This window comes from Pseudomonas sp. So3.2b (assembly GCF_019464415.1).
GTDB classification, from domain to species: Bacteria; Pseudomonadota; Gammaproteobacteria; order Pseudomonadales; family Pseudomonadaceae; genus Aquipseudomonas; species Aquipseudomonas shahriarae.
The window spans coordinates 2,088,751-2,112,724 of sequence record NZ_CP080494.1 but is presented as its reverse complement, the minus strand read 5'-3'; the positions used below and the strand labels follow the sequence as shown (position 1 = coordinate 2,112,724).

Genomic DNA, 23,974 nt, shown 5'->3' with positions numbered 1-23,974 from the left:
AAGGGCATTCGAATAAAGTCGCGAGCTTATCAGGCGGCCACGACCAATGGCTACCGGCATGTGAGCAGGAAACTTCTGATAAGTTCACGTGTTTAAAAGCATTTTCATCTGCCCCAAAGCCCGGCGAAGGACAGCAGGCAAGCCGAAAACCGCCGCAACAGACCGATCATGGCTACTTGCCGCCTGCTACGCTCGGTGGCATAAGGACGCAACAACTCGACAAGGATAGTTATCTTGCGCATTTTTTCCCGTGTTTTACTCCTGATCCTGTCATTTATGGGACTGGCCCTGGCCGTGGTCCTCTATTACGTGGTCAACCCCAAGCTGCCGGATTACGTGCCGGTGCAGCAGGTGCACTACCAGGACCAATGGACCGCCACCGACCGCCAGGTCTACTACTTCACGCCCCAGGGCACCCAGGTCAAGGGCCTGCGCTATAACTGGTTCACCGCGCTGGAGCTGCCGTTTTCCCAGCAGCGTTTTGCCGAACCGGCCAACCTGGCGCGTTTCGGTTTCCTCGTGGACCCGCGACAACAGGCCACAGCCCAGAACCCTGGCAACCTGCCCGTCGGCTTCGCCCGGCACAAGAATGCCGGCAGCGACGACGAGTTTCTCGATATCACTTGTGCCGCCTGCCACACCGGCGAATTGCACTTCAATGGCCAGGCCCTGCGCATCGACGGCGGCGCTGCACAGCATGTGCTGCCCTCCAGCGTGCCGACCCTGCGCGGTGGCAGCTTCGGCCAGGCGTTGGTGGCCAGTCTCGCCTCCACCTATTACAACCCGCTGAAGTTCAGGCGCTTCGCCCACAGCGTGCTGGGGGATCAATACGACGCCCAGTACGATCAGTTGCGCCAGGACTTCAAAAAGTCCCTGGACAACTTCCTCAAGGTGGCCTGGAACGATACCCACCGTGGTCTCTACCCCACCGAAGAAGGCCCGGGGCGCACCGATGCGTTCGGCCGCATCGCCAACGCGAGCTTTGGTGATGCGATTTCGCCGGACAACTACCGCATCGCCAACGCGCCGGTGGACTACCCGCAACTGTGGGACATGTGGACCTTCGACTGGGTGCAATGGAACGGCTCGGCCCAGCAACCCATGGCGCGCAATATCGGCGAAGCCTTGGGCGTAGGCGCGACCCTGGCGTTCTTCGACAACGCCGGCCAGCCGCTCAAGGGCGATGCACGCTACCCTTCCAGCGTACGCGTGCGTGACCTGAACCGCATCGAAGAAACCCTGCAACGGCTCAAGCCGCCGACCTGGCCTGAAGCGCTGTTCGGCACCATCGACAAACCCCTGGCCGCCCGTGGCCGCGCGCTGTTCGCAGAGAACTGCGCAGCTTGCCATGTGCCCAGCGTGAGCGAAGTCAACGGGCGCCCGGTGCAGCAGTTGAAGATGCTGCCAGTGGACTACATCGGCACCGACCCAGGCACCGCCAGCAACATTGCCGACCAGCGCTACGACCTCAGCGCCCTGCAATGGGACCCGGCCGAACTGGCGCAGTTGAATGTGGAGTTGCACCCGACGCCGACCGAACCGCTGGACTTGCGCAGCCTGTCCGTGGCCAAGGGCCTGGCCTATGTCACGGCGTTTGTCGAAGAGCACGCCTACCGCGCCGCCGGCATCACCCCGGCCGAACGCCCGCGCCTGGACGGCTACGGCCTGCCTATCGGCGTGCGCGAACTGCGCGCCTACAAGGCCCGCCCCCTGGCTGGCGTGTGGGCCACGCCGCCGTTCCTGCACAATGGTTCGGTGCCGACGATCTACCAGTTGCTTTCGCCCCAGTACGAGCGCAGCCGCACCTTCTATAAAGGCACCTTCGATTACAACCCGCGTCACCTGGGTTATCGCACCGAAGCCTTTAAAAATGCGTTCCTGTTCGATACCCGCATCACCGGCAACCACAACAGCGGCCACGAATTCCGCGCCGGCAAGCGTGGCAATGGGGTAATTGGCCGGGGCCTGGAGCCTGAGGAGCGCTGGGCGCTGCTGGAATACCTCAAAGTACTGGGCGGCCCCCTGGAGCAACAACTGCCATGACTTCCCCATTTCGATACAAGGACCGTTCCATGCTCGCTCGACTGTGGCTGCGCCTCGGCGCGTTTCTCGGCAAGACGCTGTTATGGCTGGTGGGCCTGGGCCTGCTCGGCTGGTTGCTGGCGACCCTGTGGTTTGCCTGGCACCACCGCGGCCCGGTGTCGGCCGATGAACAGATTCCACCCGGCGAAGCCGCCATGACCCAAGGCATCATTCAGACGGCCGTGCGTATCGTCGACCAGCACCGCGAAGGCACCCGCTACCTGCGTGATGCCCATGCCAAGGCCCATGGCTGCGTGAAGGCCGAAGTCAGTGTGCTGCCAGGTCTCGACCCGGCGCTGCGCCAGGGCGTGTTCGCCGAGCCGGGCAAGACCTGGCAGGCGATGATGCGCCTGTCCAACGGCAACGCTTATCCACAGTTCGATAGCATCCGCGACGCCCGCGGCTTGGCGATCAAACTGCTGGACGTGCCGGGCAAGCAACTGCTGTCCGATCAGCAGGCGCGCACCGAGCAGGACTTTGTGATGTTCAGCCACCCCAACTTCTTTGTCAGCGACGTGACGGAATACGCGCAGAACGTCGGGGCCCAGGCCGATGGCAAGAAGGCCATGGCGTTTTTCCCCAGCCTCGACCCGCGCAGTTGGCAGGTGCGCCATCTGTTCATAGCCCTGGCGACGTTGGCGCCGGCCCCCGCCAGCCCGACCGAGGCGACATACTTTTCGGTATCGCCCTACAAATTTGGCACGGCCAACGCCAAGTTCCGCGTCGCCCCGGACCCGCAAAGCTGCCCGGAGTACAGCTTGCCCAAGCAGAACCAGGACTTGCCGAACTTCCTGCGCAGCGCCTTGAGCCAGCAGTTGTCCACCGACCGGGTCGACGCGTGTTTTGTGTTGCAGATCCAGCGCCAGAACCCACAGAAATACATGCCCATCGAAGACACCAGCATCGAATGGAAGGAAAGCGACGCGCCCTACGAGAGCGTGGCAAAAATCCGCATTCCGGCGCAGGACTTTGATACCCCAGCCTTGAACCTGGCCTGCGACAACCAGTCGTTCAACCCATGGTTTGGTGTGGAAGAGCACCGGCCGATTGGGGGGATCAATCGGCTGCGCAAGGCGGTGTATGAAGCGGTGAGTGATTATCGGCATAGCCGCAACGCCCCGTGAACAACGCCCGCGCTGACGTCAGCAAGAACGCCTCACCGCGTCATCGTTAACGATCATCGCGGGCAAGCCCGCTCCCACCGAACAGCCCCTGCGGCGTTGTATCGGACGCCGTCAGCAACCATTGCTGAAAACTACGCGCTGCCGAAGGCGGGTTGCGATGCTGTGGTTGCATCAGTTGCAGGCGGCCACGGCTGTGCATGTGGTGCGCCAAGGCCAGTTGCAGGCGCCCGGCAGCCAGCTCGCCTTCGAGCAAGCGCTTCCAGCCCAGGGCCACGCCATGCCCCATCACCGCCGACTGCATCAGCAACTGATAGCTGTTGGTGCGCAAAGCGTGCCGGGGCGTGTGGTATTGCGCGCCGATATCGGCGAACCAGTCGGTCCAGGTCAACCAATCGTGATAGTGGTCCTCGACGATCAACAAGGTATGGCTGTGCAACAGGTGTTGGGCGTCGCGTATCGCGCCATAACGCTCGATGTAGGCGGGGCTGCACACGGCGATGACCTGCTCGCTGGCAAACACCGGGGTCAGTTCCAGGCCAAGGGGCGCCGGCAGTTCGTCGAGGTGGTAGAACAGGCCCAGGTCATATTCGCTGACATCCAGGTGGCTCGGGCTTTCACTGCACAGGATGCGGATATCCAGGTCCGGGTACGCATGCTGGAACGCCGGCAGCAGCGCGGCGAGCCAGATCGAGCTGATGGTCGGCGTGCTGGCCAGGGTCAGTTGGCGATCGGCACCGCGTCGGCGCAGCTCCGCCGACTCACGGTCGAGCTCGCGCAGCAGGCGCTGGATGGTGCGAAAGTAACGCACCCCGGCCGGGGTCAGGCTCAGCCCCAACGCCAACCGATAAAACAGCGGCCGTGCCAGGTCCTCTTCGAGGCGCTTGATCTGCCGGCTCACCGCGCTTTGGGTCAGGTTCAGTTCGTGGGCCGCCTGGGTAAAGCTCAGATGACGGGCGGCCGCTTCAAACGTCTGCAAACAATTGAGCGGTGGAAGGTCGACATTTCGGCGCGACATGCAGGGATCCGTGGCTGATCAGATGAGCAGGCATCCTGCCATTTGCCCGCTCACAACGCGACCCGCGCGACCCGTTTGCTCCAGGTGCGGTGATGCACCTGCACCCCGTTTTCCAGGGCCTGCTGCTGCGCCTCAATGTAGAACCACTGGGCGTCGGCGCGCACCTGCAGGCGGCTGTCGACCGCCACCGACCACGGCGCTCGCTCGACGCGGTACTGCCAGTGGATATCGGCCTGGGTCGACAACGGGTCCCAGGGCAAGGTGCGATATTGCTCGGTACAGCGCTGGTCCACCGCCAGGCCATGCTCGGTGAAACGCACGGCGCCCAGGTCGTCCTCGATGGTGACGCAGACTTCGCCACTGCCCACATCCTCGCTCAAGGTGCGTTTAGGCGCTGCCGCCCGCAGCACCTCCAGCGCAACCGGGCTAGCCGCTTGCGGGGCCTCGAACGGGCACGGCACGGCCGCGCCGCTGAAGATCGGCAATTGCACACGCTGCACGGCGGGCAGCACAGTCAGGGTGGTCAACTCGCGACTGGGCCACAGCAACGGGAAGCTCGCGGTACTCAGGGCCAGGCGCAGGCGGTGGCCGGCCGGCACGCGCACGCCGACGTGATCCAGGTTCAATTGCACGTCCATGGGCTCGCCCGGCACAGGCGGCGTCAGACGGGAGAAATCTTCACGTAGGACAAGGTTAAGCACGCCGTAGGTGATCTGCGTGACTTGGCCGTCGGGCGCCACCGCATTCAGACGTGCCACCAGTTGCCCGCAGGGGGTATCGCTGGCCAGGCGCAGGTGCAAGCGCACATCCCCCAGCAGCGCCAGGGGTTCAGCCAACGGCGGCGAGTCGAAACACAGCGACTGCGCATCGTCGCGACGCTGATCGGTGGGGCCATCGGGGCCGAACCAGATGGCGCAGTACTCGCCCTGGTGCAGACCGGTGGTCAGTGGCGAACAGATACTGCGCGGGCCGCCCAGTGCCTGCTGGCCGGGGCTGAGGCCATGGTCGTTGAGGCTGTAGTCGGTCCATTGCACCTGGGGATCGGGCCAGCCCGAGGTCTGCACCCAGATCCCTGGGCGCTCGGCATAACTGCCCTTGGGTGCCAGCACATCCTGTAGGTAAAAGGTGCAGGCAGCGTCGTCCATCACCCGATTGTCGATACCTTTAAGCCAGTGGTCCCACCAGCGCCTGGCCTCCTGCAGGAAGCCAATGGCCGGGTTGGGCACGGCGAAGTGCGGGTACTTGTGAATCCACGGGCCGATCATGGCTTTCTTCGGTCCCGGCAGATGTTGCATCAGGCGCGGCACCGCATTCTTGTAGGCATCGCCCCAACCGCCCACGGCATACACCGCCGCCTTGATCGCCGAGTAGTCCTCGCAGACCGAACCGTGACGCCAATAGGCATCGCGGGTCTGGTGCTGCAGCCAGGTCTCGGCCAGCAGCGGCATGGCGTCGAGGCGTTGTTGCCACAGGCTTTTCCAGGCATCGCCGACCAGTAGCGGGTCGGGCGCCGCCGCGCTGAAGTTGAGCATGGTCGCGGCCCAGCCGAAGTTCTCCAGCAGCAGGTTGCCGCCCTTGTAATGGATGTCATCGGCATAGCGGTCATCGGTGAAGCACAGGGTGATGATCGCCTTCAATGCTTCGGGCTGGCGCGCGGCGACTTGCAGGCTGTTGAAGCCGCCCCAGGAGATGCCCATCATTCCCAGGTTGCCGTCGCACCAGGGCTGCTGGCACAGCCAGTCGATCACTTCGAGGGCGTCATCCTGCTCCTGCAACAGGTACTCATCGGCCATCAGGCCCTGGGACTCGCCATTACCGCGCATATCGACCCGCACGCAGACATAGCCCTGCCCCGCCATCCACGGATGGGTCAGCGCATCGCGTAGCGCCGTACCATCACGCTTGCGATAGGGCAGGTATTCGAGGATCGCCGGGAAGGCCTGCACACTGGCGGTGTCAGGCAGCCAGATACGCGCTGCCAGTTGCGTGCCGTCGCTCAGGGGGATCAGGCAGTGCTCGATTTCAAGGACCTTGTAGGCAAATTCGGTGACGATTTCCATCGGTAACTCCAGCAACAAAGAGGCAAGTCAGCGGGCAAAATCCGCCACGGGGCTGGCACCACGCAGGCCAGGTTCGACGTGGACCGCAGGGGCCTTTACGTCCAGCAGCGCGGGGTTCTTCAACCAGTAGAGCAACGACGTGCTGGCCAGCAGCACCAGGATCATTCCCGGCAGGCCGCCGAGGTTGGAGAGCATCTTCACCCCGTCGATGCCGACAAAGGCCACCATGACCCACGACACCGTGCCGATGATCACGCCCCAGACAATCTTCAGCAGCGGGTTGCCGTCCAGGTCCGAATCGGCGGTGACGCCTTTGCTGCACAGGTTGGCGATCACGTCGGTGCTGGAGTCGGCGGCGGTGACAAAGGAGATAAAGGCAACAAACAACAAAAACGCGATCATCAGGCCGCTGGCCGGCAACTGCTGGAACATCTGGTACAGCACATGCTCCACGCCTTGCTCGTTGAGCACGCGGTTCAAACTGCCATCGCCGAGGGCATCGAAGTACAGGCTGCTACCGGAGAAAATGCAGATCCACAGCGCGGTAAACAGCGCCGGGTACAACATATTGATCTGGATAAATTCGCGCACCCTGTAGCCCCGGCCGATCTTGCCGAGGAACAGCGCACTGACCGGGGCCCAGGCGAACCACACCGACCAGTAGAACACCGTCCAGCTCTGCGGCCAGCTGTCGCCACTGGCGGCACCGGTGGACAGGCTGCGGCTGAAGAAGGTGTCGAGGTACACCCCCAGGGACTCGACGCCCAGGCTGAAGATGTACAGGGTTGGCCCACACACCAACACGAACGCGCCCAGGGCCAGCATGATCCAGGTGTTGAACGACGACAGCATGACGATGCCGCGCTGCAGGCCGCTGGCGGCCGAGGCGACAAAGGTGAACACGATCACCGCGATGATCAGGCCCAGGCGCAACGGCGTGGTCTCACCGCCGATGTACTGGCTCAGGCCACCGGACAGGGTCAGCGCCCCGGTGCCCAGGGACGACGCCATGCCTGCGACCAGGGCGAACATCGCCAGGGTGTCGATCAACCCGGCATAGCGTTTGACCCGCTCGGCGCCGAGCAAGGGTTGCAACATGGCGCCAATCGAGAAGTGGCTGCGCAGGTTGTAGAACACCAGGGCAAACACCAGGGAGGGCACCAGGTAAATCGCGTAGGGCGTGAGGGTCCAGTGCAGGAACATTGTCGACAAGGCAAAGCTCTTGGCCGCCGCGCTGCCCGCCTCGATCGGCAGGCTGGAGGGTGGCGAGTACAGATGGTAGAGCGGTTCGGCCGTGGTCCAGAACAGCACGCCCACCGCCAGGGTGGTGCACAGCGCGACCATGAACCAGCGCCATTTGCTCAACAGCGGCGTGGCGCCCTCCCCGCCGATACGCACCTGGCCCAGGGGCGAAAAATACACAATGGCCGTGAGCACCAGCATGGCGAAAGAACCGGCACTGAATAGCCAGGAAAAGTTTTGCAGGATCACCGTATTGAGCTGTTTGCTCACGGCGAGGAATGCGGTGAGGTCAACGTAGCTGGCGATCACCGCCGCCAGCAAGATCAGAAAGGTTGGCCAGAAGACCAAAGGACGCAATGGGTATTTCATCTCGTGCGCTTCCCCAGACAGACTATTTTTATTGCCTTTGCAGGCCATTGTTAGAAGCGGGCACTGTGCCGCCTTGAAGTCTTCGCGTGGCTATAGATAAGCGTGGGTGCCGGCCGCGGTGCAATCGACCAATGGGTATGGGGGTATTCCGTCAGGTCATGGCTGAGCAAGAGCAAAACCGCGATTGCTGTGGCGAGCGGGCTTGCCCGCGTTGGGCTGCGTAGCAGCCCCAAAACCATCCCACCGGGTCTATCTGGAACACTCGGTGGCGGCCCTACTGGGGCCGCTGCGCGACCCAACGCGGGCAAGCCCGCTCGCCACAATAAGCCCGCTCGCCACAATTGATTCTCAGGTTTTAGGGTTTTTATCCGCCCCCCTGTAAAGAGTTCATATAGTTTGCCTGTTCGCCATAACGTTTACGTCGCCGCTATTGAGTAACTAAGTCCAAACCCTCTACCGTCACCTCCTACCCCAACACCCGTAGGAAGTTATCGTGGAAAGTTCAACTTTAGGCATGGTCGTCCTGTCGATGATTGCGCTCTTCGGCACTGCCGCGTTTTGCTTCGAACACCTCGCTACCCGCAGCGAGAAGAAAAAGAAAACCAAATAAGCGGGTCGTCAACCTCAGCAGCACCCCAGCGTTTAAATGACGGGGCTCGCCGTACTGATGGGCAAATGGCTGACCCGGGGCTTCACCGGAACCCACCATGCCTTGCCGGAACGTTATACCTATCGCCTGCTGGGCATCGACCCACAGGAAACAATGGGCTGGGCCCGCTTCGGTTCGGCGCTGTTGTTATCGAACGCGGCGTGCTGGAACTGGCCCAGCGCGATCGCCTGAACGACCCACAGGAACACCGCCTGGTGGAAGCCTGCATGAGCCAACTGGCGATTGCCCTGGAGCGTGTGCATTTCGTCGAAGTGGCGCAAAGCAACCTGGTGCAGATGGAAGGCGAAAAAATGCGCAACACCCTGCTCGGTGTCGCCGGGACCGCCTTGCGCCTGAACCGCCAATGGCACTCGCTGGAAGAAATCGTCGGCAGCGCGCCGGCCAATCTGTCATATTGCGCATCTACGGCAAAAGCTGGAGGTGGATCCGGCGCCGCCGCAGTACTTTATTACCGAATTGCAGGTGGGCTACCGGCTGGTGGGGTTGTAGGACAGCAAATCCCAGGCACAAAAAAGCCCGCTCAATGAGCGGGCTTTGCGTGGTGACCTGGCGTTCAGCGTTCCAGGTAACCGAATATGGCGCAGCGGACGGGACTCGAACCCGCGACCCCCGGCGTGACAGGCCGGTATTCTAACCGACTGAACTACCGCTGCGCGTAGCGTTGGACGTAATGGTGGGTGATGACGGGATCGAACCGCCGACCCTCTGCTTGTAAGGCAGATGCTCTCCCAGCTGAGCTAATCACCCTTTACGTTCGGTGCGGGGCGCATCATATACGAAAAATCCGCAATGTGTTGATTTAAATGCAATTTATTTAAAATATCTTTTCGCCGGCAGCCTACGCCCCGGAAAACCGGCGCGTGGAGCGGGTAAACGCGAGCCTATTGGTTACCCCGCCCCAGCCCCACAAAAGGACGACGCGGCGCTCTCAGGTGCTTCGCGAGCAAGCCCGTCCCCACAGAAAGGCAAACCCCAGACAGCAAAAAGCCCGCTCGATGAGCGGGCTTTCCGTGGTGACCTGGCGTTCAGTGTTCCAGGTTACCGAATATGGCGCAGCGGACGGGACTCGAACCCGCGACCCCCGGCGTGACAGGCCGGTATTCTAACCGACTGAACTACCGCTGCGCGTAACACATGAAGCGAATGGTGGGTGATGACGGGATCGAACCGCCGACCCTCTGCTTGTAAGGCAGATGCTCTCCCAGCTGAGCTAATCACCCTTCGTTTCGGTGTGGCGCGCATTCTACGGAGCGTCCCCTGGTCTGGCAAGCACTTTCTTAAATCTTTTTTTTCAGCCCTTCCAATGGCTTAGGCAGGGTTGGCCTCAGGCCTTATCAAGAGAATAATGCCCCACTTTGTATAAAGGAGAGACTCACCCCATGTGGTTCAAGAACCTGCTTATCTATCGCCTGACCCAAGATCTGCCTGTTGATGCCGAGGCGTTGGAAACTGCAATGGCCACCAAACTGGCGCGCCCTTGTGCAAGCCAGGAGTTGACCACTTACGGTTTCGTCGCGCCTTTTGGCAAAGGCGAAGACGCGCCCCTGGTGCACGTCAGCGGTGACTTCATGCTGATCGCTGCGCGCAAGGAAGAACGTATCCTGCCGGGTAGCGTGGTGCGTGATGCGGTGAAGGAAAAGGTCGAAGAGATCGAAGCCGAGCAAATGCGCAAGGTCTACAAAAAGGAGCGCGACCAGATCAAGGATGAAATCATCCAGGCCTTCCTGCCTCGTGCGTTTATCCGTCGCTCGTCGACCTTCGCTGCCATCGCGCCGAAACAGGGCCTGATCCTGGTGAACTCGGCCAGCCCCAAGCGCGCCGAAGACCTGCTGTCGACCCTGCGTGAAGTGATCGGCACCCTGCCGGTACGCCCACTGACCGTGAAAACCGCGCCGACTGCGGTGATGACCGACTGGGTCACCACCCAGAAGCCAGCCGATGACTTCTTCGTGCTCGACGAATGCGAACTGCGCGACACCCACGAAGACGGCGGCATCGTGCGCTGCAAGCGCCAGGACCTGACCGGCGAAGAAATCCAGCTGCACCTGACCACCGGCAAAGTCGTGACCCAACTGTCCCTGGCCTGGCAGGACAAGCTGTCGTTCATGCTCGACGACAAAATGACCGTCAAGCGCCTGAAGTTTGAAGACCTGCTGCAAGACCAGGCCGAACAGGACGGCGGTGACGAAGCCCTGGGCCAACTGGATGCCAGCTTTACCCTGATGATGCTGACCTTCGGCGACTTCCTGCCGGCGCTGGTGGAAGCATTGGGTGGTGAAGAGACCCCGCAAGGCATCTAAACGCGCACGCTCAATGTAGGAGCTTGGCCTGCGATGGCGGCGTATCAGTTACAGAGTCACTGACTGACACACCGCTATCGCAGGCAAGCCAGCTCCCACAGTTGATGGGGTTACCACTCCCAGTACTCTAATAATAAGGACATCGCCATGCGCGCACTCGCCGCCTTGAGCCGTTTCGCCGGCACTACCTTCGCCTACTGGGTGCTGATTTTTGCTGTGCTCGCCTTCCTTCAGCCCCACTGGTTTATCGACCTGAAAAGCGCCATCGTGCCGCTGCTGGGCCTGGTGATGTTCGGCATGGGCCTGACCCTCAAACTGGAAGATTTCGCCGAAGTCGCGCGCCATCCGTGGCGCGTGGCCCTGGGCGTGATCGCGCAATTTGTGATCATGCCCAGCGTGGCCTGGCTGCTGTGCCAGACCTTCAACCTGCCAGCGGAAATCGCCGTTGGCGTGATTCTGGTCGGTTGCTGCCCTAGTGGCACCTCTTCCAACGTCATGACGTGGCTGGGCCGTGGCGACCTGGCGCTGTCAGTGGCCATCTCTTCCATCACCACCCTCCTCGCCCCGCTGCTGACGCCGGCCTTGATCTGGCTACTGGCCTCGGCCTGGTTGCCGGTGTCGTTCATGGACCTGCTCTGGTCGATCCTGCAAATGGTGTTGCTGCCTATCGTGCTGGGTGTCTTGGCGCAGCGTCTGCTGGGTGAGCGCGTACGTCATGCCGTCGAGGTGCTGCCGCTGGTCTCAGTGGTCAGCATCGTGACCATCGTCGCTGCCGTGGTGGCTGCAAGCCAGGCGAAGATTGCCGAGTCGGGCCTGCTGATCATGGCGGTGGTGATGCTGCACAACAGCTTTGGCTACCTGCTGGGTTACCTCACCGCCCGCGTATTCGGGCTGCCACTGGCCCAACGCAAGTCATTGGCGCTGGAAGTCGGCATGCAGAACTCCGGGCTGGGCGCCGCATTGGCCAGTGCGCACTTCTCGCCACTGGCGGCGGTGCCCAGCGCGTTGTTCAGTGTCTGGCACAATATTTCCGGGGCGTTGTTGTCGACGTATTTCCGCCGGATGAGCGAGAAGGAAGATCGCAAGGCCCTCGCCGAAACTTGATCGGCTGCGGGCTTTTCGGCACTCTACGAACCTTCGCGGGGACGACCCCGCGACTCGTTTGAGCACTTACCAGGGGACGACCCCACTTCTAAAAGGAAGGTCTTTATGTCCTGGGTCATTCTGTTTTTCGCCGGGTTGTTTGAAGTTGGCTGGGCCGTCGGCCTGAAATACACCGACGGTTTCAGCAAGCCAATGCCCACCGCCCTGACGATTGCCGCCATGGCCGTCAGCCTCGGCCTGCTGGGGCTGGCCATGAAGGAGCTGCCGCTGGGTACCGCCTATGCCATCTGGACCGGCGTCGGTGCAGTGGGCACGGTGATTGCCGGGATTATCCTGTTTGGGGAGTCCATGGCGCTGTTCCGACTGGCCAGTGTGGCGTTGATCATTGCCGGGTTGATCGGGCTCAAGATTAGCGCGTAAGCCACTAACGCTATCGCAGGCAAGTCGAATCGTCGACTTGCCTGCGATGAGGCCCTTAAATCCGAAAACCTACCTGACACTCCCCCGCAACGCCCCAACCTGTTCCTGCAAGGCCTGTGGCGTCGCCTGCTCCACCGCCAACGGCGGCCCCGCCACCAACGTCACCCGCGACCAGATCCGGTGAAAGATCCCCTTGTTCGGGTCACGGCTGAAAAAGCTCCCCCACAACCCCTGCAACGCCATGGGAATCACGGGTACCGGGGTTTCCTCGAGAATCCGTGTCACGCCACTCTTGAACTCGTTCATCTCACCGTCGGCAGTCAACTTGCCTTCGGGGAAGATGCACACCAACTCGCCATCCTTCAGGTACTGGCTGATGCGCTGGAAGGCCTTTTCGTAGATCTGCAGGTCTTCATGGCGTCCGGCAATCGGAATGGTGCCAGCGGTGCGGAAGATAAAGTTGAGCACCGGTAAGCGGTAGATCTTGTAATACATCACAAAGCGAATCGGCCGACGCACCGCGCCGCCAATCAGCAATGCATCGACAAACGACACATGGTTGCACACCAGCAACGCCGCGCCTTCGTCCGGTATATGTTGCAGGTCGCGATGCTGCACGCGGTACATGGAGTGGCCGAGCAGCCAGATCATGAAGCGCATGGTGAACTCGGGAACAATCCTGAAGATGTAGGTGTTGACCGCGATATTAAGCAGCGACACCACCAGGAACAGCTCGGGGATCGACAGCTTGGCCACACTCAACAGCACGATGGTGACAATCGCCGAGACCACCATGAACAGCGCATTGAGAATATTGTTGGCGGCAATCACCCGCGCCCGCTCGTTTTCAGCGGTACGCGACTGGATCAAGGCATACAGCGGCACGATATAGAACCCGCCAAACACCCCCAGGCCGAGGATGTCAGCCAGCACCCACCAGGCCTGGCCGTACCCCAACACCGCCAGCCAGTCGTTGGCCTGGACGTTTTGCGGGAAGCCGCCGGAATGCCACCAGAGCAACAGGCCAAACACCGTCAGGCCGAATGAACCAAAGGGCACCAGACCGATTTCCACCTTACGCCCGGAGAGTTTTTCGCAGAGCATCGAGCCCAACGCGATACCGACCGAGAACACCGTGAGAATCAGGGTCACCACGGTCTCATCGCCATACAGCCACTCTTTGGCGTAGGCCGGGATTTGCGTGAGGTAGATCGCCCCGACAAACCAGAACCACGAGTTGCCGACAATCGAGCGCGACACGGCGGGCGTCTGCCCCAGGCCCAGGCGCAAGGTGGCCCAGGACTGGCTGAAGATGTTCCAGTCCAGGCGCATCTCGGGGCTGGACGCCGCGGCGCGCGGGATACCCCGGCTGGCCAGGTAACCCAGCACGGCAATCGCGACAATCGCAGTCGACACCACCGGCGCGTACTGCGCAGAGGACATCATGACCCCGGCCCCGATGGTCCCGGCGAGGATCGCCAGGAATGTGCCCATTTCCACCAGGCCATTGCCGCCCACCAACTCCTCTTCGCGCAAGGCTTGCGGCATGATCGAGTACTTCACCGGGCCAAACAGCGCCGAGTGGGTGCCCATGGCAAACAGCGCCAGCAGCATCAGTTCCAGGTGGTTGGTCATAAAGCCGACGGCCCCCACGGCCATGATCACGATCTCGCCGAGCTTGATTGCGCGGATCAACGCATCCTTGTTGAATTTCTCGCCAAACTGCCCGGCCAGGGCCGAGAACAGGAAGAACGGCAGGATAAACAGCAAGGCGCACAGGTTGACCCAGATCGAGCGGTCACCTTCGATGGTCAGCTTGTAGAGAATGGCGAGGATCAACGACTGCTTGAAAATATTGTCGTTGAACGCCCCCAGGGACTGGGTAATGAAGAACGGCAGAAAACGCCGTTTGCGCAGCAAAGTAAATTGCGAGGGGTGACTCATCGTCAGTGTTCCTGCGTGGCCTGAAGGCTTTATTGATTTTTCAGGCCACGACTTTACCTAATCCTGCTTACTTATTCCCCAATCCTGCAATGCACGGTGAAACAAACAGCTCACCTTTATAGGCACCCTGCACCGTGCGCTTGCTGACCACCAGCCACATCAGGGCCAGCGCGGCGACCAGCACGCTGCCGGTCACGCTGAAAAATGCCAGGTGCAAAGTACTGCCCAGTTTCAACGTGGTCAGGGCATACACCCCCAGCGGGAAGGTAAACCCCCACCAGCCCAGGTTGAATGGAATCCCGGCACGCAGGTAACGCAGGGTGATCAGCACCGCGATCAACATCCACCACAGGCCCAGGCCCCACAGGGTGATGCCGGCAACCAGCCCCAGGCCGGCGGCAATCTCGCCGATGCCGGCAAAGCCATTGGCGGCGAAGATCGCCGGCGCGTCCTGGCCCAGCAGCAACATGCCCAGGGCGCCGGTGCCGATCGGGCCCAGGGCCAGCCAGCTCGACGCGGCCATGTTGGCGTGGGGCAGTTTATGCAGGGCCATGCGCAGCATCAGGATCGTCAGAATGCTGAACGCAACCGGCAAAGAAAACGCCCAGAGCACGTAGCTGGTCACCAGCATCACCAGTTGCGAATGGGCGTCGACCAGATGCGGCGCCAACAGGCCACCACTGGCGGCGGCGACTTCGGCAGCCACCACCGGCAACAGCCAGACCGCTGTCATCTGGTCGATGCTGTGTTCCTGGCGGGTAAACATCATGAACGGGATCAACACCCCGCACGCCAGGGCCATGGCGACGTCCAGCCACCACAGGGCCTCGGCCAGTTGCACCACGCCCTCGCCCCAGCGCGGCAGGCCAAACAGCAGCAGGCCATTGATAATGGTCGCCAGGCCCATGGGGATGGTGCCGAAGAACATCGAGACCGTGGAGTGTCCGAAGATTCGCCGCGCCTCGTGAAAAAACATCACCCAGCGCGCCGCGTATAAACCGCTGAACAACACAAACAGAACGATCGTCAGCAGCCACAGCCCTTCGGCGATGGCATAGACACCCGGCAGTTGCACCGGCAATTGCGCCAGGGCCAACGCCAGCACGCCGGTGCCCATGGTGGCGGCGAACCAGTTGGGGGTGAACTGGCGAATCACTTCCCTGGGGGCGGCCAAATGGCTGAAAGGTTTGTAACTGGGGGTGATGCTATTGGGGCAGGTCATGGCTCAATCCTCTTCCTCGTATGAGGTTGAGCCCATGATAGAAGCCTAAGGAATATCTATATAACGGGTAATATCTCTAACTGTTATCTGTTTTACCTATATGAAGACCTGGCCGGCGCTTGCCTCATCAAGCCAATCAAGGCGCCGAGGGCCAATACGATCAACACCCCGCCGTAGCCATAAGTGGTAGCGATCAGGCCAAAACTGCGGGTCAGGTTGCCCGCCAACAGGGTCGGCAGGCAGAACGCCAGGTAACTGAGGACGTAGAACGCTGACATCAACCCGGCCCGCTCATGGGGCAAAGCCAGGGGGACTACACTGCGCAACGCGCCGAGAAAACCTGCGCCAAATCCGCTGCCAGCCACCAGCGTGGCGAAGAAAAACAAGCTCAGGTTGGCGCTGTGAACCGCACCGAGGATCAGTGTGACGCCCACGGCCAACAGGCCGGCTCCCAGGCGCAGCACCTTGTCCGCCGGGCGATTGCGCAGGCTGAAAATCATCACCGCACCGCTCAAGGTCAACACCGCGACCAGGCCGCCACCGATCAGGTTGGAGGTGGATCCGGTCGCCGCCCTTACCAGCGACGGCGCCAGCGACAAGTAGAAACCGCTCATGGCCCACACCGCGATATCCACCGGCAGCGACAGCCACAAGGCCCGGCGCGCCTGGGCCGGCACATGCAGGGTCGGCCATAGCGAGGCGAGCGCGCCAGGGATGGGGCTGACGCTTTCCGGCAAGCGCCAGACATACAGGCTCTGCAACAGCATCAGCGCGAGCAAGGCCCAATAGATCAACTGGGTCGGCAGCGGCGCGAACTCCACCAGCACACTGCTGCCCATGGCGCCACAGGCCATGCCCAGCAATGGCGCGACACTGTTGACCAGCGGGCCCTGCCGACGGTCGGTGTCGAGCAACGCAGCGCCGAGCACGGCGGTGGCCATGCCTGTGGCAACCCCCTGCAAAGTGCGGGCGGCGATCAGCCAGGCAACACTGTCGGCGTAGATAAACAGCAGCATCGCCAGCATATTCAGCACCAGCGCGGCGAAGATCACTGGCTTGCGCCCCAGGTAATCCGACAGCGAACCGACGGTCAACAACGCAGCCAGCAGGCTCAAGGCATAGACGCCGAAGATCAGCGTCAAGGTGCCAGCAGAAAAGTGCAGGCCCTCCTGGTAAAGGTGATACAACGGCGTCGGCGCGCTGGAGGCGGCGAGAAACGTCAGCATGGTGCTCGCTAGAAACACCAGGCTGGAACGATGAGAAGTGACACTGGACATGGGCACGCTCCGCTAAAGCTAATATTTTGCTTTTGTGGAGTGTGCTACTGGGTCGCGCTTAAAGCAAATTCTTTGTGTTAAGGTTTTGGCATGGCGATAAAAGAAGGCCTCCGCCCGGGGGGCCGTAGTGCCCGGGTACAAGAATCGGTTCATTCGGCGGTGCGCCAGCTACTGCAAGAGCAAGAGCGCGCCAGCGTGACAGTACCGCAAATTGCCGCACGCGCCGGGGTCACGCCGTCGACCATCTACCGGCGCTGGGGCGACCTCGCAGCCCTGCTCGCCGACGTCGCCCTGGCCCGCATGCGCCCCGACAGCGAGCCCGCCAACACCGGCAGCCTGCGCGGCGACCTGCGAGCCTGGGCCGAGCAGTACCTGGACGAGATGAGTTCGGAACCGGGGCGCACGATGATGCGCGATGTGCAGTGCAGCCAGACGCCGGGGTACTGCGTGACGATTCTGGGTGGGCAACTGCAAGTGATCCTGGACCGTTACCAAGGCAGCGGCCAGGCATTGCCCAGCGTGGATCGACTGATCAATCTGCTGGCGGCGCCGACGGTGTTTCGAATTCTGTTTGACGCGGCGCCGATGCGGGTTGAGGAGTTGCATGAGCTGATTGAGATTGCCCTGCACACCTGACCCGACTGTGTGTATGCGGGCTTATGTGGGAGCGGGCTTGCCCGCGATTGCAAGGTGTCAGTCAATACCTCTTTAACTGACCCGCCGCTATCGCGGGCAAGCCCGCTCCCACATATGCCCACACATCTTTAGACCTGGCTTAGGTACGCATCCCACGCCCGCTCACCAGCAGCCGTGCACAGCCCAGATACAACACCACCGTCGCCACGATCATAAAGGTGATCGCCACGCTGATCTTGATATCCGACACGCCCAGGATCCCGTAGCGGAAGGCATTGACCATATGCAGCACCGGGTTGGCCAGCGACACGGTCTGCCAGAACGGCGGCAGCAGGGTAATCGAGTAGAACACACCGCCCAGGTAGGTCAGCGGGGTCAGCACAAAGGTCGGGATGATCGAGATGTCATCGAAGTTGCGCGCAAACACGGCGTTGATAAAGCCCAGCAGCGAGAAGATTGTCGCCGTGAGCACCACCACCAGGATGGTCACCCCCAGGTGATGCACCTGCAGGTCGGTGAAGAACATCGACAGCACCGTCACAATCGCCCCGACCATCAAGCCACGCAGCACGCCGCCCAGGGTGTAGCCGATCAGGATGGTGTGTGGCGACACCGGCGAAACCATCAATTCCTCAATGGAACGCTGGAACTTGCTGCCAAAGAAACTCGACACCACGTTGCCGTAGGAGTTGGTGATCACCGACATCATGATCAGCCCCGGCACGATGTATTCCATATAGGTGAAGCCACCCATATCGCCAATCTGCCGGCCGATCAGGTTCCCGAAGATCACGAAGTACAGAACCATGGTGATCGCTGGCGGTAGCAGAGTCTGCGGCCAGATGCGCATAAAGCGCTTCACTTCGCGGTAGACGATGGTGTTGAGCGCTACCAAATTGGGTTGGAACTCGGAATTCATACCGCCACCTTCGCCAGATTCTTCTCCACCAGGGACACGAACAACTCCTCCAGGCGATTGGTTTTGTTGCGCAGGCTCTGCACTTCAATGTTCTGCAAGGCCAGTTGGCTGAACAGCGCGGTGATGCCCACGGTTTTATCGACCTGCACTTCCAGGGTATGGCTGTCCACCAGGCGGTTGGGGTAGCCGATCAGCGCAGGGGGCGCGGACAGGTTGTTTTTCAGGTCAAGCAGGAACGTCTCCACATGCAACTGGCCCAGCAAGTTACGCATGCTGGTGTTCTCGACAATGGTGCCGTGGTCGATGATGCCAATGTTGCGGCACAGCTGTTCAGCCTCTTCCAGGTAATGGGTGGTGAGGATGATGGTGATGCCTTTCTGGTTCAGCTCGGTGAGGAAGGTCCACATTGAGCGACGCAATTCAATGTCCACGCCGGCCGTCGGTTCGTCGAGGATCAGCAGGCGCGGCTCATGCACCAGGGCGCGGGCGATCATCAAGCGCCGCTTCATGCCGCCGGACAAGGAACGTGATGGCACGTCGCGCTTGTCCCACAACCCCAGCTGGGTCAGGTACTGCTCGGCGCGCTCCTTGGCGATTTTCGGCGGGATGCCGTAGTAACCGGCCTGGGTCACGACGATATCGAAGGTCTTTTCAAACTGGTTGAAATTGAATTCCTGGGGCACCACACCAATGCAGCGCTTGAGCGCGGCCGGGGATTTATCCAGGTCATGGCCAAAGATATTCACCGTGCCACTGGTCTTGTTGACCAGGGTCGACAGAATACCGATGGTGGTGGATTTGCCGGCACCGTTGGGGCCGAGCAATGCGAAGAAATCACCTTCGGCGACATCCAGATCAATACCACTCAGGGCCTGGAAACCGTTGCCGTAGGTTTTGGTTAGCTGCCGGATGGACAGAGCGGAACTCATATCGGATTACGCACCAAGGAAGGGAATAGAAGAAATAGATAAGGGCGCGCCACACCTAATACAACCGCAGCGCACGGCAAGCATGGTGCTTGCCTGCGCCGCACAAGTACAGTCACCTGTATTAATAGTCAGTATTAAGTCAACGCTGTCATTACCGCTTTTTGATAGGCCGGACGTTGCTGCAAACGCCGGTACCACGCCTCCAGATGGGGCATCGCCGGGCGTTCGATCGGCATCTCGAACCAGGCATAAATAAAGCTGCCCAGGGGAATATCACCCATGCCGATCTCGTTGCCGGACAGGTAGGGCTGCTCAGCCAGGGCCTGGTCCACGGTTTTCAACACCTCGATACAGGCATTGCGCCCGGCATGGATGCTGTCCCAGTCCTGCCGCTCGGCCGGCGTGCGCAAAATGCCCCAGAACACCGTCTTGAACGGTTCGGCAAAGGTCGAGGTGGTCCAGTCCATCCACTTCTCGGCATTGGCCCGCGCCTGCAGATCGGCGGGGTACCAGCTCGAAGCCTGTTTGGCGCAGAGGTAACGCACGATGGTGTTGGATTCCCACAACACAAACTCGCCGTCCTCGATCATCGGCACCCGGCCATTGGGATTCAATGCCCGGTACTGCGGTGTATCGACCACACCAAAGGCCCCGCCCGCATCAATTGCCTCATAGTCCAGGCCGAGTTCCTCGGCGCACCACAGTGCTTTCCTGACGTTTGACGAATTTTTACGACCCCAGATCTTCAGCATGACCGCCTCCCAGTGGATGAATGCCGGAGCAGCATACGCCGGTTCAGCCGCGACTCAAATCGCTCTGCATATCACCTAACAATTGCGGCGAATGCTCGCCAAACAGGTGCGGGTAACACTTTTCCAGGTGGGCAAAGAAGAATTCCTCGGGCACCTCGGCAAATTGCCCATGGTCCACCACATACTCCATGGAGCGCTGGCCCTGGCGGTTGAACGGGTGGAAAACGCTGTCGTTGATTCCGTCGAAATCCAGGGGCGGCACATCGAACAATTCGCACAATTGCTGGTTGAACGCCGGGGTCGCCTTGACCCAGCGCCCATCCAGATACAACTCCGTGTAGCCATGCATGGCGAACACATCACTCTTGAGCAACTCGATCAGGCGCGGGGTCGACAGATGGTTGCGCACATCGGCCAGGCCAATGCGCGACGCTATGCCGCAATGCCGGGCGCACGCCGCCAGCAGGGTGGCCTTGGGCACGCAATAGCTCTGCCCGGCAGCCAGGGCGTAGCTACCACGCAGGGTTTGCGGATCGCGGCTGAAGGTGTAAGGGTTGTAGCGCACCGCTTCGCGCACGGCGTAATACAGACTGACTGCCTGGTCACGGGGATCACGGCTCGAACCGCGATGTTTTTCGGCGAACTCCACCACCGTGGGGTGGTCACTATCGATGAAGCGGCTGGGACTCAAGTACGCATTCATGGGGATTTTCTCCGAGGCGAGCCTGGAGTCTAACCACAGGCCCGACCGAGGGTTAACGACGATTCGGCCAAATGTCGGCGCCTGCTGCCTGTGACTGTCGAGCACTTCCCGCCACACCACGTAACACCCTCAGGCACCGTTTTTCCGGATGCCGGCTAAGCTCTGAGGGTGCTTCTGCCCCTGGTTTCACGGAGGATTGAATATGCTGTTGTTGTGGATACTGGTTCTGGTGCTCGGCATTGCCTACCTGGCACACCGTCGTACCGCGCCCCTGCCCGCCCTGGGCGTGGTCGCCGTCTACCTGTTGGCGATGGGCGCCTTCAGCCATGCCCCGGGCTGGTTGCTATTGGTGTTCTGGGTGCTGCTCGCGGTAGTCGCCGCCCCCCTGCTGCTGCCCGACCTGCGTCGCCAGTATTTCACCGCACCGCTGTTCAACTGGTTCCAGAAAGTATTGCCGCCGATGTCCGAGACCGAGCGCGATGCCATCGACGCCGGGACCGTGTGGTGGGACGGCGAACTGTTCAGCGGCCGCCCCGACTGGGACAAGCTGCTGGCCTACCCCAAGGTACAGTTGACCGAAGAGGAACAGGCTTTTATCGACGGCCCCACCGAGGAGCTGTGCGCGATGGTCACCGATTGGGAAATCGGCCAGGCCATGGACCTGCCGGCAGCGGCCTGGGACCATATCAAGCAACACGGTTTCTTCGCCCTGATCATCCCCAAGGAGTTCGGTGGCAAGGGCTTTTCCGCCTACGCCCACTCCCAGGTGGCAATGAAACTGGCGACCCGCAGCGGCGACCTCGCCTCCACCGTCATGGTCCCCAACTCCCTGGGCCCGGCCGAGCTGCTGTTGCACTACGGTACCGACGAGCAACGCAACCACTACCTGCCGCGCCTGGCCCGTGGCGATGACATCCCGTGCTTTGCCCTGACCGGCCCGCTGGCCGGCTCCGATGCCGGCGCGATGCCCGACACCGGGGTGATCTGCAAGGGCGAATGGCAAGGCAAGGAAACCCTTGGCCTGCGCCTGAACTGGGAAAAACGTTATATCACCCTGGGCCCGGTCGCGACCCTGCTGGGCCTGGCCTTCAAGGCCTATGACCCGGACCATCTGCTGGGCGAGGAAGAAGACCTGGGCATCAGCCTGGCGCTGATCCCCACCGACACCCCCGGCGTGGAAATCGGGCGCCGTCATCTGCCCCTCGGCGCGGCATTCATGAACGGCCCCAACTCCGGCAAGGATGTGTTCATTCCCCTGGACTTCCTGATCGGTGGCCAGGAAATGCTCGGCAAGGGCTGGATGATGCTGATGAACTGCCTGTCGGTCGGCCGTTCGATCTCCCTGCCGGCGGTGGGCACCGGTGCAGCCAAGTTCACCAGCCTGGTGACCGGCCAGTACGCCCAGGTGCGCGAGCAGTTCAACGTACCGCTGTCCGCCTTCGAGGGCATCCAGGAAGCCCTGGCCCGTATCGGCGGGAATGCCTGGTTGATGGACAGTGCGCGGATGCTCACCGCCAATGCGGTCGACCTGGGGGAAAAACCTTCGGTGCTCTCGGCGATCCTCAAGTACCACCTGACCGAGCGCGGCCGCGAGTGCATCAGCCACGCCATGGACGTGCACGGCGGCAAGGGCATCATCATGGGCCCCAACAACTACCTGGGCCGCAGCTGGCAGGGGGCGCCGATCTTCATCACCGTGGAAGGGGCGAATATCCTTTCGCGCAACCTGATGATCTTCGGCCAGGGGGCGATTCGCTGCCATCCATTCGTCCTCAAGGAAATGGCCCTCGCCGGTCGTGAAGATCGCGACCAGGCACTCAAGGAGTTCGATGGGCTGTTGCTGCAACATATCGGTTTTGCGGTGAGCAACGCCGCCAGCACCCTGGTGTTGAACCTGGGCCTGGGCCACTTCGAAAAAGCCCCGGGCAACCGCTTGAGCCAGGGTTACTTCCGCGCCCTCAACCGCCAGGCCGCCGCGTTCGCCCTGCTGGCAGACCTGAGCATGATGCTGCTGGGTGGTGAGCTGAAGCGTCGTGAACGCCTGTCGGCACGGCTGGGGGATGTACTCAGCCATATGTACCTGGCCTCGGCGGCGCTCAAGCGCTACCACGACCTCGACTCCCCGGATCATCTGGAACCGCTGTTTGCCTGGGCCATGGAAGAAAGCCTTGGCCAATCGGAACGCGCGCTGGATGAGTTACTTAGCAACTTCCCCAACAAAGTGCTGGGCTGCCTGATGCGGGTCATCGTGTTCCCATTCGGGCGTCGCCATAAAGGCCCGTCCGATGCACTGGACGCTGAAGTCGCCGCAGTGATTGGCCGAGCCAAGGGCGACCCGACCCTGGAAGAACTGCTGGCTGGCTGCTATCGCCCGCAATCGGCGGAAGATCCGGTCGGCGCGTTGCAACACGCCTATGACCTACTGGGTGCCAGCCACCCGCTGCAAAAGAAACTCCACAGCGCCCTCAAAAGTGGCCAGGTCAAGCCGCGCGCCGGGGAACACGCCATCGACGCCGCACTGGAAGCAGGCGTGCTGCAACCGGCTGAAGCGCAAACCCTGCGCGACGCGGAAGTGGCGCGGCGCAAGGTGATCGACGTGGATGACTTCAGCAAAGAGGAGCTGGCCCAGGCGCCCGGCAGAGTCCGCTGAGACCAACCGTCATATAAAAACGGGCGCGAGAGCTATATACTCTCGCGCCCGTTTTTGCTTTTGAGGACTTACTCTCGTGTCCAACGTCGTTGCCGATCATCTCGTCTTGCTCGACCACCTGCGCAGCATCCTGGTTGCCGTCGGCGAAGCCGAACAGGTTCCCGAGGAAAGTCACGCGCTGTTCCTGGAACGCTTTGATGAACTGCGGGCCCTGCTGCCCATCGACCCGATCGAAAGCCAATACCTGGGCCAGGACATGATGAGCCAGGTCATCCTGCGCTACCCGCAGATTGCCCATCTGGTACCGCGCGACCTGTTGTGGTTCTTCGGCGGTGACTGCCTGCACTTCATGCCCGACGATGAACTGGACCTGTACCAGGCCCTGGAAGAACGTCGTTTCGAAGCCGAACAGAACGACGAACCGTTCGACTGGAACCAGGAAAAGCAATTGCTGGCCATGTCCAACGACCAGCCCAAGCACTGATCTCAAAAGCACCAAAGATCCAAATGTGGGAGCGGGCTTGTGTGGGAGCGGGCTTGCCCGCGATAGCGGTGT

General features: G+C 61.4%; 19 protein-coding genes, 4 tRNA genes and 1 pseudogene. 10 read left to right on the top strand and 14 right to left on the bottom strand.

What is annotated here, in order from left to right; genetic code table 11:
- The first annotated feature begins 234 nt into the window (after nucleotides 1–234).
- Together K1X80_RS09590 and K1X80_RS09585 are read left to right on the top strand one after the other, a co-directional pair.
- A complete protein-coding gene (locus tag K1X80_RS09590; RefSeq protein WP_120732306.1) occupies nucleotides 235–2,043 on the top strand; it encodes a di-heme-cytochrome C peroxidase in 1,809 nt (602 codons plus the stop codon).
- A 29-nt stretch (nucleotides 2,044–2,072) separates the two neighbouring features.
- Entirely contained in the window at nucleotides 2,073–3,206 is a 1,134-nt protein-coding gene (locus K1X80_RS09585) for a catalase family protein (RefSeq protein WP_220172827.1), read from the top strand.
- Between the two features lie 46 nt (nucleotides 3,207–3,252).
- Here the strand turns inward: K1X80_RS09585 and K1X80_RS09580 are convergent, their stop codons facing one another.
- Genes K1X80_RS09580 through K1X80_RS09570 form a run of 3 tightly spaced genes read right to left on the bottom strand, consistent with a single transcriptional unit; the run spans nucleotide 3,253 to nucleotide 7,892 of the window.
- Nucleotides 3,253–4,221, bottom strand: a complete 969-nt coding sequence (locus K1X80_RS09580; protein ID WP_198817907.1) for a LysR substrate-binding domain-containing protein — start codon at nucleotides 4,219–4,221, stop codon at nucleotides 3,253–3,255.
- 50 nt (nucleotides 4,222–4,271) lie between these two features.
- Nucleotides 4,272–6,281 carry a CocE/NonD family hydrolase gene (locus K1X80_RS09575; protein ID WP_220172826.1) on the bottom strand — a complete coding sequence of 670 codons (2,010 nt, stop codon included), beginning with the start codon at nucleotides 6,279–6,281 and terminating at the stop codon, nucleotides 4,272–4,274.
- 27 nt (nucleotides 6,282–6,308) lie between these two features.
- A complete protein-coding gene (locus K1X80_RS09570) occupies nucleotides 6,309–7,892 on the bottom strand; it encodes a BCCT family transporter (RefSeq protein ID WP_057959020.1) in 1,584 nt (527 codons plus the stop codon).
- Between the two features lie 646 nt (nucleotides 7,893–8,538).
- Here K1X80_RS09570 and K1X80_RS09565 point away from each other — a divergent pair.
- Nucleotides 8,539–8,733 carry a hypothetical protein gene (locus K1X80_RS09565; RefSeq protein ID WP_198800033.1) on the top strand — a complete coding sequence of 65 codons (195 nt, stop codon included), beginning with the start codon at nucleotides 8,539–8,541 and terminating at the stop codon, nucleotides 8,731–8,733.
- Nucleotides 8,734–8,952: 219 nt separating this feature from the next.
- Nucleotides 8,953–9,051: pseudogene (locus tag K1X80_RS28380) on the top strand (DNA-binding response regulator); the annotation flags it as partial.
- 87 nt (nucleotides 9,052–9,138) lie between these two features.
- On the opposite strand, the gene K1X80_RS09555 reads toward K1X80_RS28380, so the two are convergent.
- From K1X80_RS09555 to K1X80_RS09540, 4 genes are all read right to left on the bottom strand, one after another.
- Nucleotides 9,139–9,215, bottom strand: a tRNA-Asp gene (locus tag K1X80_RS09555).
- 18 nt (nucleotides 9,216–9,233) lie between these two features.
- A tRNA-Val gene (locus tag K1X80_RS09550) sits at nucleotides 9,234–9,309 on the bottom strand.
- 301 nt (nucleotides 9,310–9,610) lie between these two features.
- Nucleotides 9,611–9,687: transfer RNA gene (locus tag K1X80_RS09545), tRNA-Asp, on the bottom strand.
- Between the two features lie 19 nt (nucleotides 9,688–9,706).
- A tRNA-Val gene (locus K1X80_RS09540) sits at nucleotides 9,707–9,782 on the bottom strand.
- Between the two features lie 159 nt (nucleotides 9,783–9,941).
- On the opposite strand from K1X80_RS09540, the gene rdgC reads away from it, so the two are divergent.
- The 3 genes from rdgC (at nucleotide 9,942) to sugE (ending at nucleotide 12,386) form a co-directional block, all read left to right on the top strand.
- Nucleotides 9,942–10,862 carry a recombination-associated protein RdgC gene (gene rdgC / locus K1X80_RS09535; protein ID WP_057438902.1) on the top strand — a complete coding sequence of 307 codons (921 nt, stop codon included), beginning with the start codon at nucleotides 9,942–9,944 and terminating at the stop codon, nucleotides 10,860–10,862.
- Between the two features lie 147 nt (nucleotides 10,863–11,009).
- Nucleotides 11,010–11,966, top strand: a complete 957-nt coding sequence (locus K1X80_RS09530) for a bile acid:sodium symporter family protein (RefSeq protein ID WP_057438901.1) — start codon at nucleotides 11,010–11,012, stop codon at nucleotides 11,964–11,966.
- 105 nt (nucleotides 11,967–12,071) lie between these two features.
- Nucleotides 12,072–12,386: a quaternary ammonium compound efflux SMR transporter SugE gene (gene sugE, locus K1X80_RS09525; protein WP_057438900.1), complete on the top strand. Its 315-nt coding sequence runs from the start codon at nucleotides 12,072–12,074 to the stop codon at nucleotides 12,384–12,386.
- A 69-nt stretch (nucleotides 12,387–12,455) separates the two neighbouring features.
- On the opposite strand, the gene K1X80_RS09520 is transcribed toward sugE, so the two are convergent.
- The 3 genes from K1X80_RS09520 to K1X80_RS09510 form a co-directional block, all read right to left on the bottom strand.
- Nucleotides 12,456–14,330: an MFS transporter gene (locus K1X80_RS09520; protein ID WP_057438899.1), complete on the bottom strand. Its 1,875-nt coding sequence runs from the start codon at nucleotides 14,328–14,330 to the stop codon at nucleotides 12,456–12,458.
- A 67-nt stretch (nucleotides 14,331–14,397) separates the two neighbouring features.
- Complete coding sequence (locus K1X80_RS09515) at nucleotides 14,398–15,552, bottom strand: TDT family transporter (protein ID WP_057438898.1); 1,155 nt, start codon at nucleotides 15,550–15,552, stop codon at nucleotides 14,398–14,400.
- A gap of 92 nt (nucleotides 15,553–15,644) precedes the next feature.
- Nucleotides 15,645–16,829, bottom strand: coding sequence for an MFS transporter (locus K1X80_RS09510; protein ID WP_220172825.1), 1,185 nt, complete (start codon nucleotides 16,827–16,829; stop codon nucleotides 15,645–15,647).
- 90 nt (nucleotides 16,830–16,919) lie between these two features.
- On the opposite strand from K1X80_RS09510, the gene K1X80_RS09505 reads away from it, so the two are divergent.
- Nucleotides 16,920–17,465: a TetR/AcrR family transcriptional regulator gene (locus tag K1X80_RS09505; RefSeq protein WP_198817905.1), complete on the top strand. Its 546-nt coding sequence runs from the start codon at nucleotides 16,920–16,922 to the stop codon at nucleotides 17,463–17,465.
- A gap of 139 nt (nucleotides 17,466–17,604) precedes the next feature.
- Here K1X80_RS09505 and K1X80_RS09500 read toward each other — a convergent pair whose 3' ends face one another.
- The 4 genes from K1X80_RS09500 to K1X80_RS09485 all read right to left on the bottom strand — a co-directional run bounded on the left by K1X80_RS09500 (nucleotide 17,605) and on the right by K1X80_RS09485 (nucleotide 20,768).
- Nucleotides 17,605–18,384, bottom strand: coding sequence for an ABC transporter permease (locus K1X80_RS09500; RefSeq protein ID WP_057438896.1), 780 nt, complete (start codon nucleotides 18,382–18,384; stop codon nucleotides 17,605–17,607).
- On the bottom strand, nucleotides 18,381–19,313 hold the full coding sequence (locus K1X80_RS09495; protein WP_057438895.1) for an ABC transporter ATP-binding protein: 933 nt from the start codon (nucleotides 19,311–19,313) through the stop codon (nucleotides 18,381–18,383). The genes K1X80_RS09500 and K1X80_RS09495 overlap by 4 nt, the downstream gene beginning before the upstream one ends.
- A gap of 134 nt (nucleotides 19,314–19,447) precedes the next feature.
- Nucleotides 19,448–20,065 carry a glutathione S-transferase family protein gene (locus K1X80_RS09490; protein WP_057959011.1) on the bottom strand — a complete coding sequence of 206 codons (618 nt, stop codon included), beginning with the start codon at nucleotides 20,063–20,065 and terminating at the stop codon, nucleotides 19,448–19,450.
- Nucleotides 20,066–20,108: 43 nt separating this feature from the next.
- On the bottom strand, nucleotides 20,109–20,768 hold the full coding sequence (locus tag K1X80_RS09485; RefSeq protein WP_057438894.1) for a transglutaminase family protein: 660 nt from the start codon (nucleotides 20,766–20,768) through the stop codon (nucleotides 20,109–20,111).
- Between the two features lie 202 nt (nucleotides 20,769–20,970).
- On the opposite strand from K1X80_RS09485, the gene K1X80_RS09480 reads away from it, so the two are divergent.
- Nucleotides 20,971–23,418: an acyl-CoA dehydrogenase gene (locus K1X80_RS09480; RefSeq protein ID WP_057959010.1), complete on the top strand. Its 2,448-nt coding sequence runs from the start codon at nucleotides 20,971–20,973 to the stop codon at nucleotides 23,416–23,418.
- A 76-nt stretch (nucleotides 23,419–23,494) separates the two neighbouring features.
- A complete protein-coding gene (locus K1X80_RS09475) occupies nucleotides 23,495–23,902 on the top strand; it encodes a PA2817 family protein (RefSeq protein WP_057438892.1) in 408 nt (135 codons plus the stop codon).
- The last annotated feature ends 72 nt before the right edge of the window (nucleotides 23,903–23,974 follow it).

Excerpts from the sequence above, each read along its gene's own strand:
- K1X80_RS09485 (WP_057438894.1), bottom strand. The coding sequence starts at position 20,768 with ATGAATGCGTACTTGAGTCCCAGCCGCTTCATCGATAGTGACCACCCC.
- K1X80_RS09510 (WP_220172825.1), bottom strand. The coding sequence starts at position 16,829 with ATGTCCAGTGTCACTTCTCATCGTTCCAGCCTGGTGTTTCTAGCGAGC.
- K1X80_RS09585 (WP_220172827.1), top strand. The coding sequence starts at position 2,073 with ATGCTCGCTCGACTGTGGCTGCGCCTCGGCGCGTTTCTCGGCAAGACG.
- rdgC (WP_057438902.1), top strand. The coding sequence starts at position 9,942 with ATGTGGTTCAAGAACCTGCTTATCTATCGCCTGACCCAAGATCTGCCT.
- K1X80_RS09520 (WP_057438899.1), bottom strand. The coding sequence starts at position 14,330 with ATGAGTCACCCCTCGCAATTTACTTTGCTGCGCAAACGGCGTTTTCTG.
- K1X80_RS09530 (WP_057438901.1), top strand. The coding sequence starts at position 11,010 with ATGCGCGCACTCGCCGCCTTGAGCCGTTTCGCCGGCACTACCTTCGCC.
- K1X80_RS09500 (WP_057438896.1), bottom strand. The coding sequence starts at position 18,384 with ATGAATTCCGAGTTCCAACCCAATTTGGTAGCGCTCAACACCATCGTC.
- K1X80_RS09495 (WP_057438895.1), bottom strand. The coding sequence starts at position 19,313 with ATGAGTTCCGCTCTGTCCATCCGGCAGCTAACCAAAACCTACGGCAAC.
- K1X80_RS09515 (WP_057438898.1), bottom strand. The coding sequence starts at position 15,552 with ATGACCTGCCCCAATAGCATCACCCCCAGTTACAAACCTTTCAGCCAT.
- K1X80_RS09570 (WP_057959020.1), bottom strand. The coding sequence starts at position 7,892 with ATGAAATACCCATTGCGTCCTTTGGTCTTCTGGCCAACCTTTCTGATC.
- sugE (WP_057438900.1), top strand. The coding sequence starts at position 12,072 with ATGTCCTGGGTCATTCTGTTTTTCGCCGGGTTGTTTGAAGTTGGCTGG.
- K1X80_RS09490 (WP_057959011.1), bottom strand. The coding sequence starts at position 20,065 with ATGCTGAAGATCTGGGGTCGTAAAAATTCGTCAAACGTCAGGAAAGCA.
- K1X80_RS09580 (WP_198817907.1), bottom strand. The coding sequence starts at position 4,221 with ATGTCGCGCCGAAATGTCGACCTTCCACCGCTCAATTGTTTGCAGACG.
- K1X80_RS09480 (WP_057959010.1), top strand. The coding sequence starts at position 20,971 with ATGCTGTTGTTGTGGATACTGGTTCTGGTGCTCGGCATTGCCTACCTG.
- K1X80_RS09575 (WP_220172826.1), bottom strand. The coding sequence starts at position 6,281 with ATGGAAATCGTCACCGAATTTGCCTACAAGGTCCTTGAAATCGAGCAC.
- K1X80_RS09565 (WP_198800033.1), top strand. The coding sequence starts at position 8,539 with ATGACGGGGCTCGCCGTACTGATGGGCAAATGGCTGACCCGGGGCTTC.
- K1X80_RS09505 (WP_198817905.1), top strand. The coding sequence starts at position 16,920 with ATGGCGATAAAAGAAGGCCTCCGCCCGGGGGGCCGTAGTGCCCGGGTA.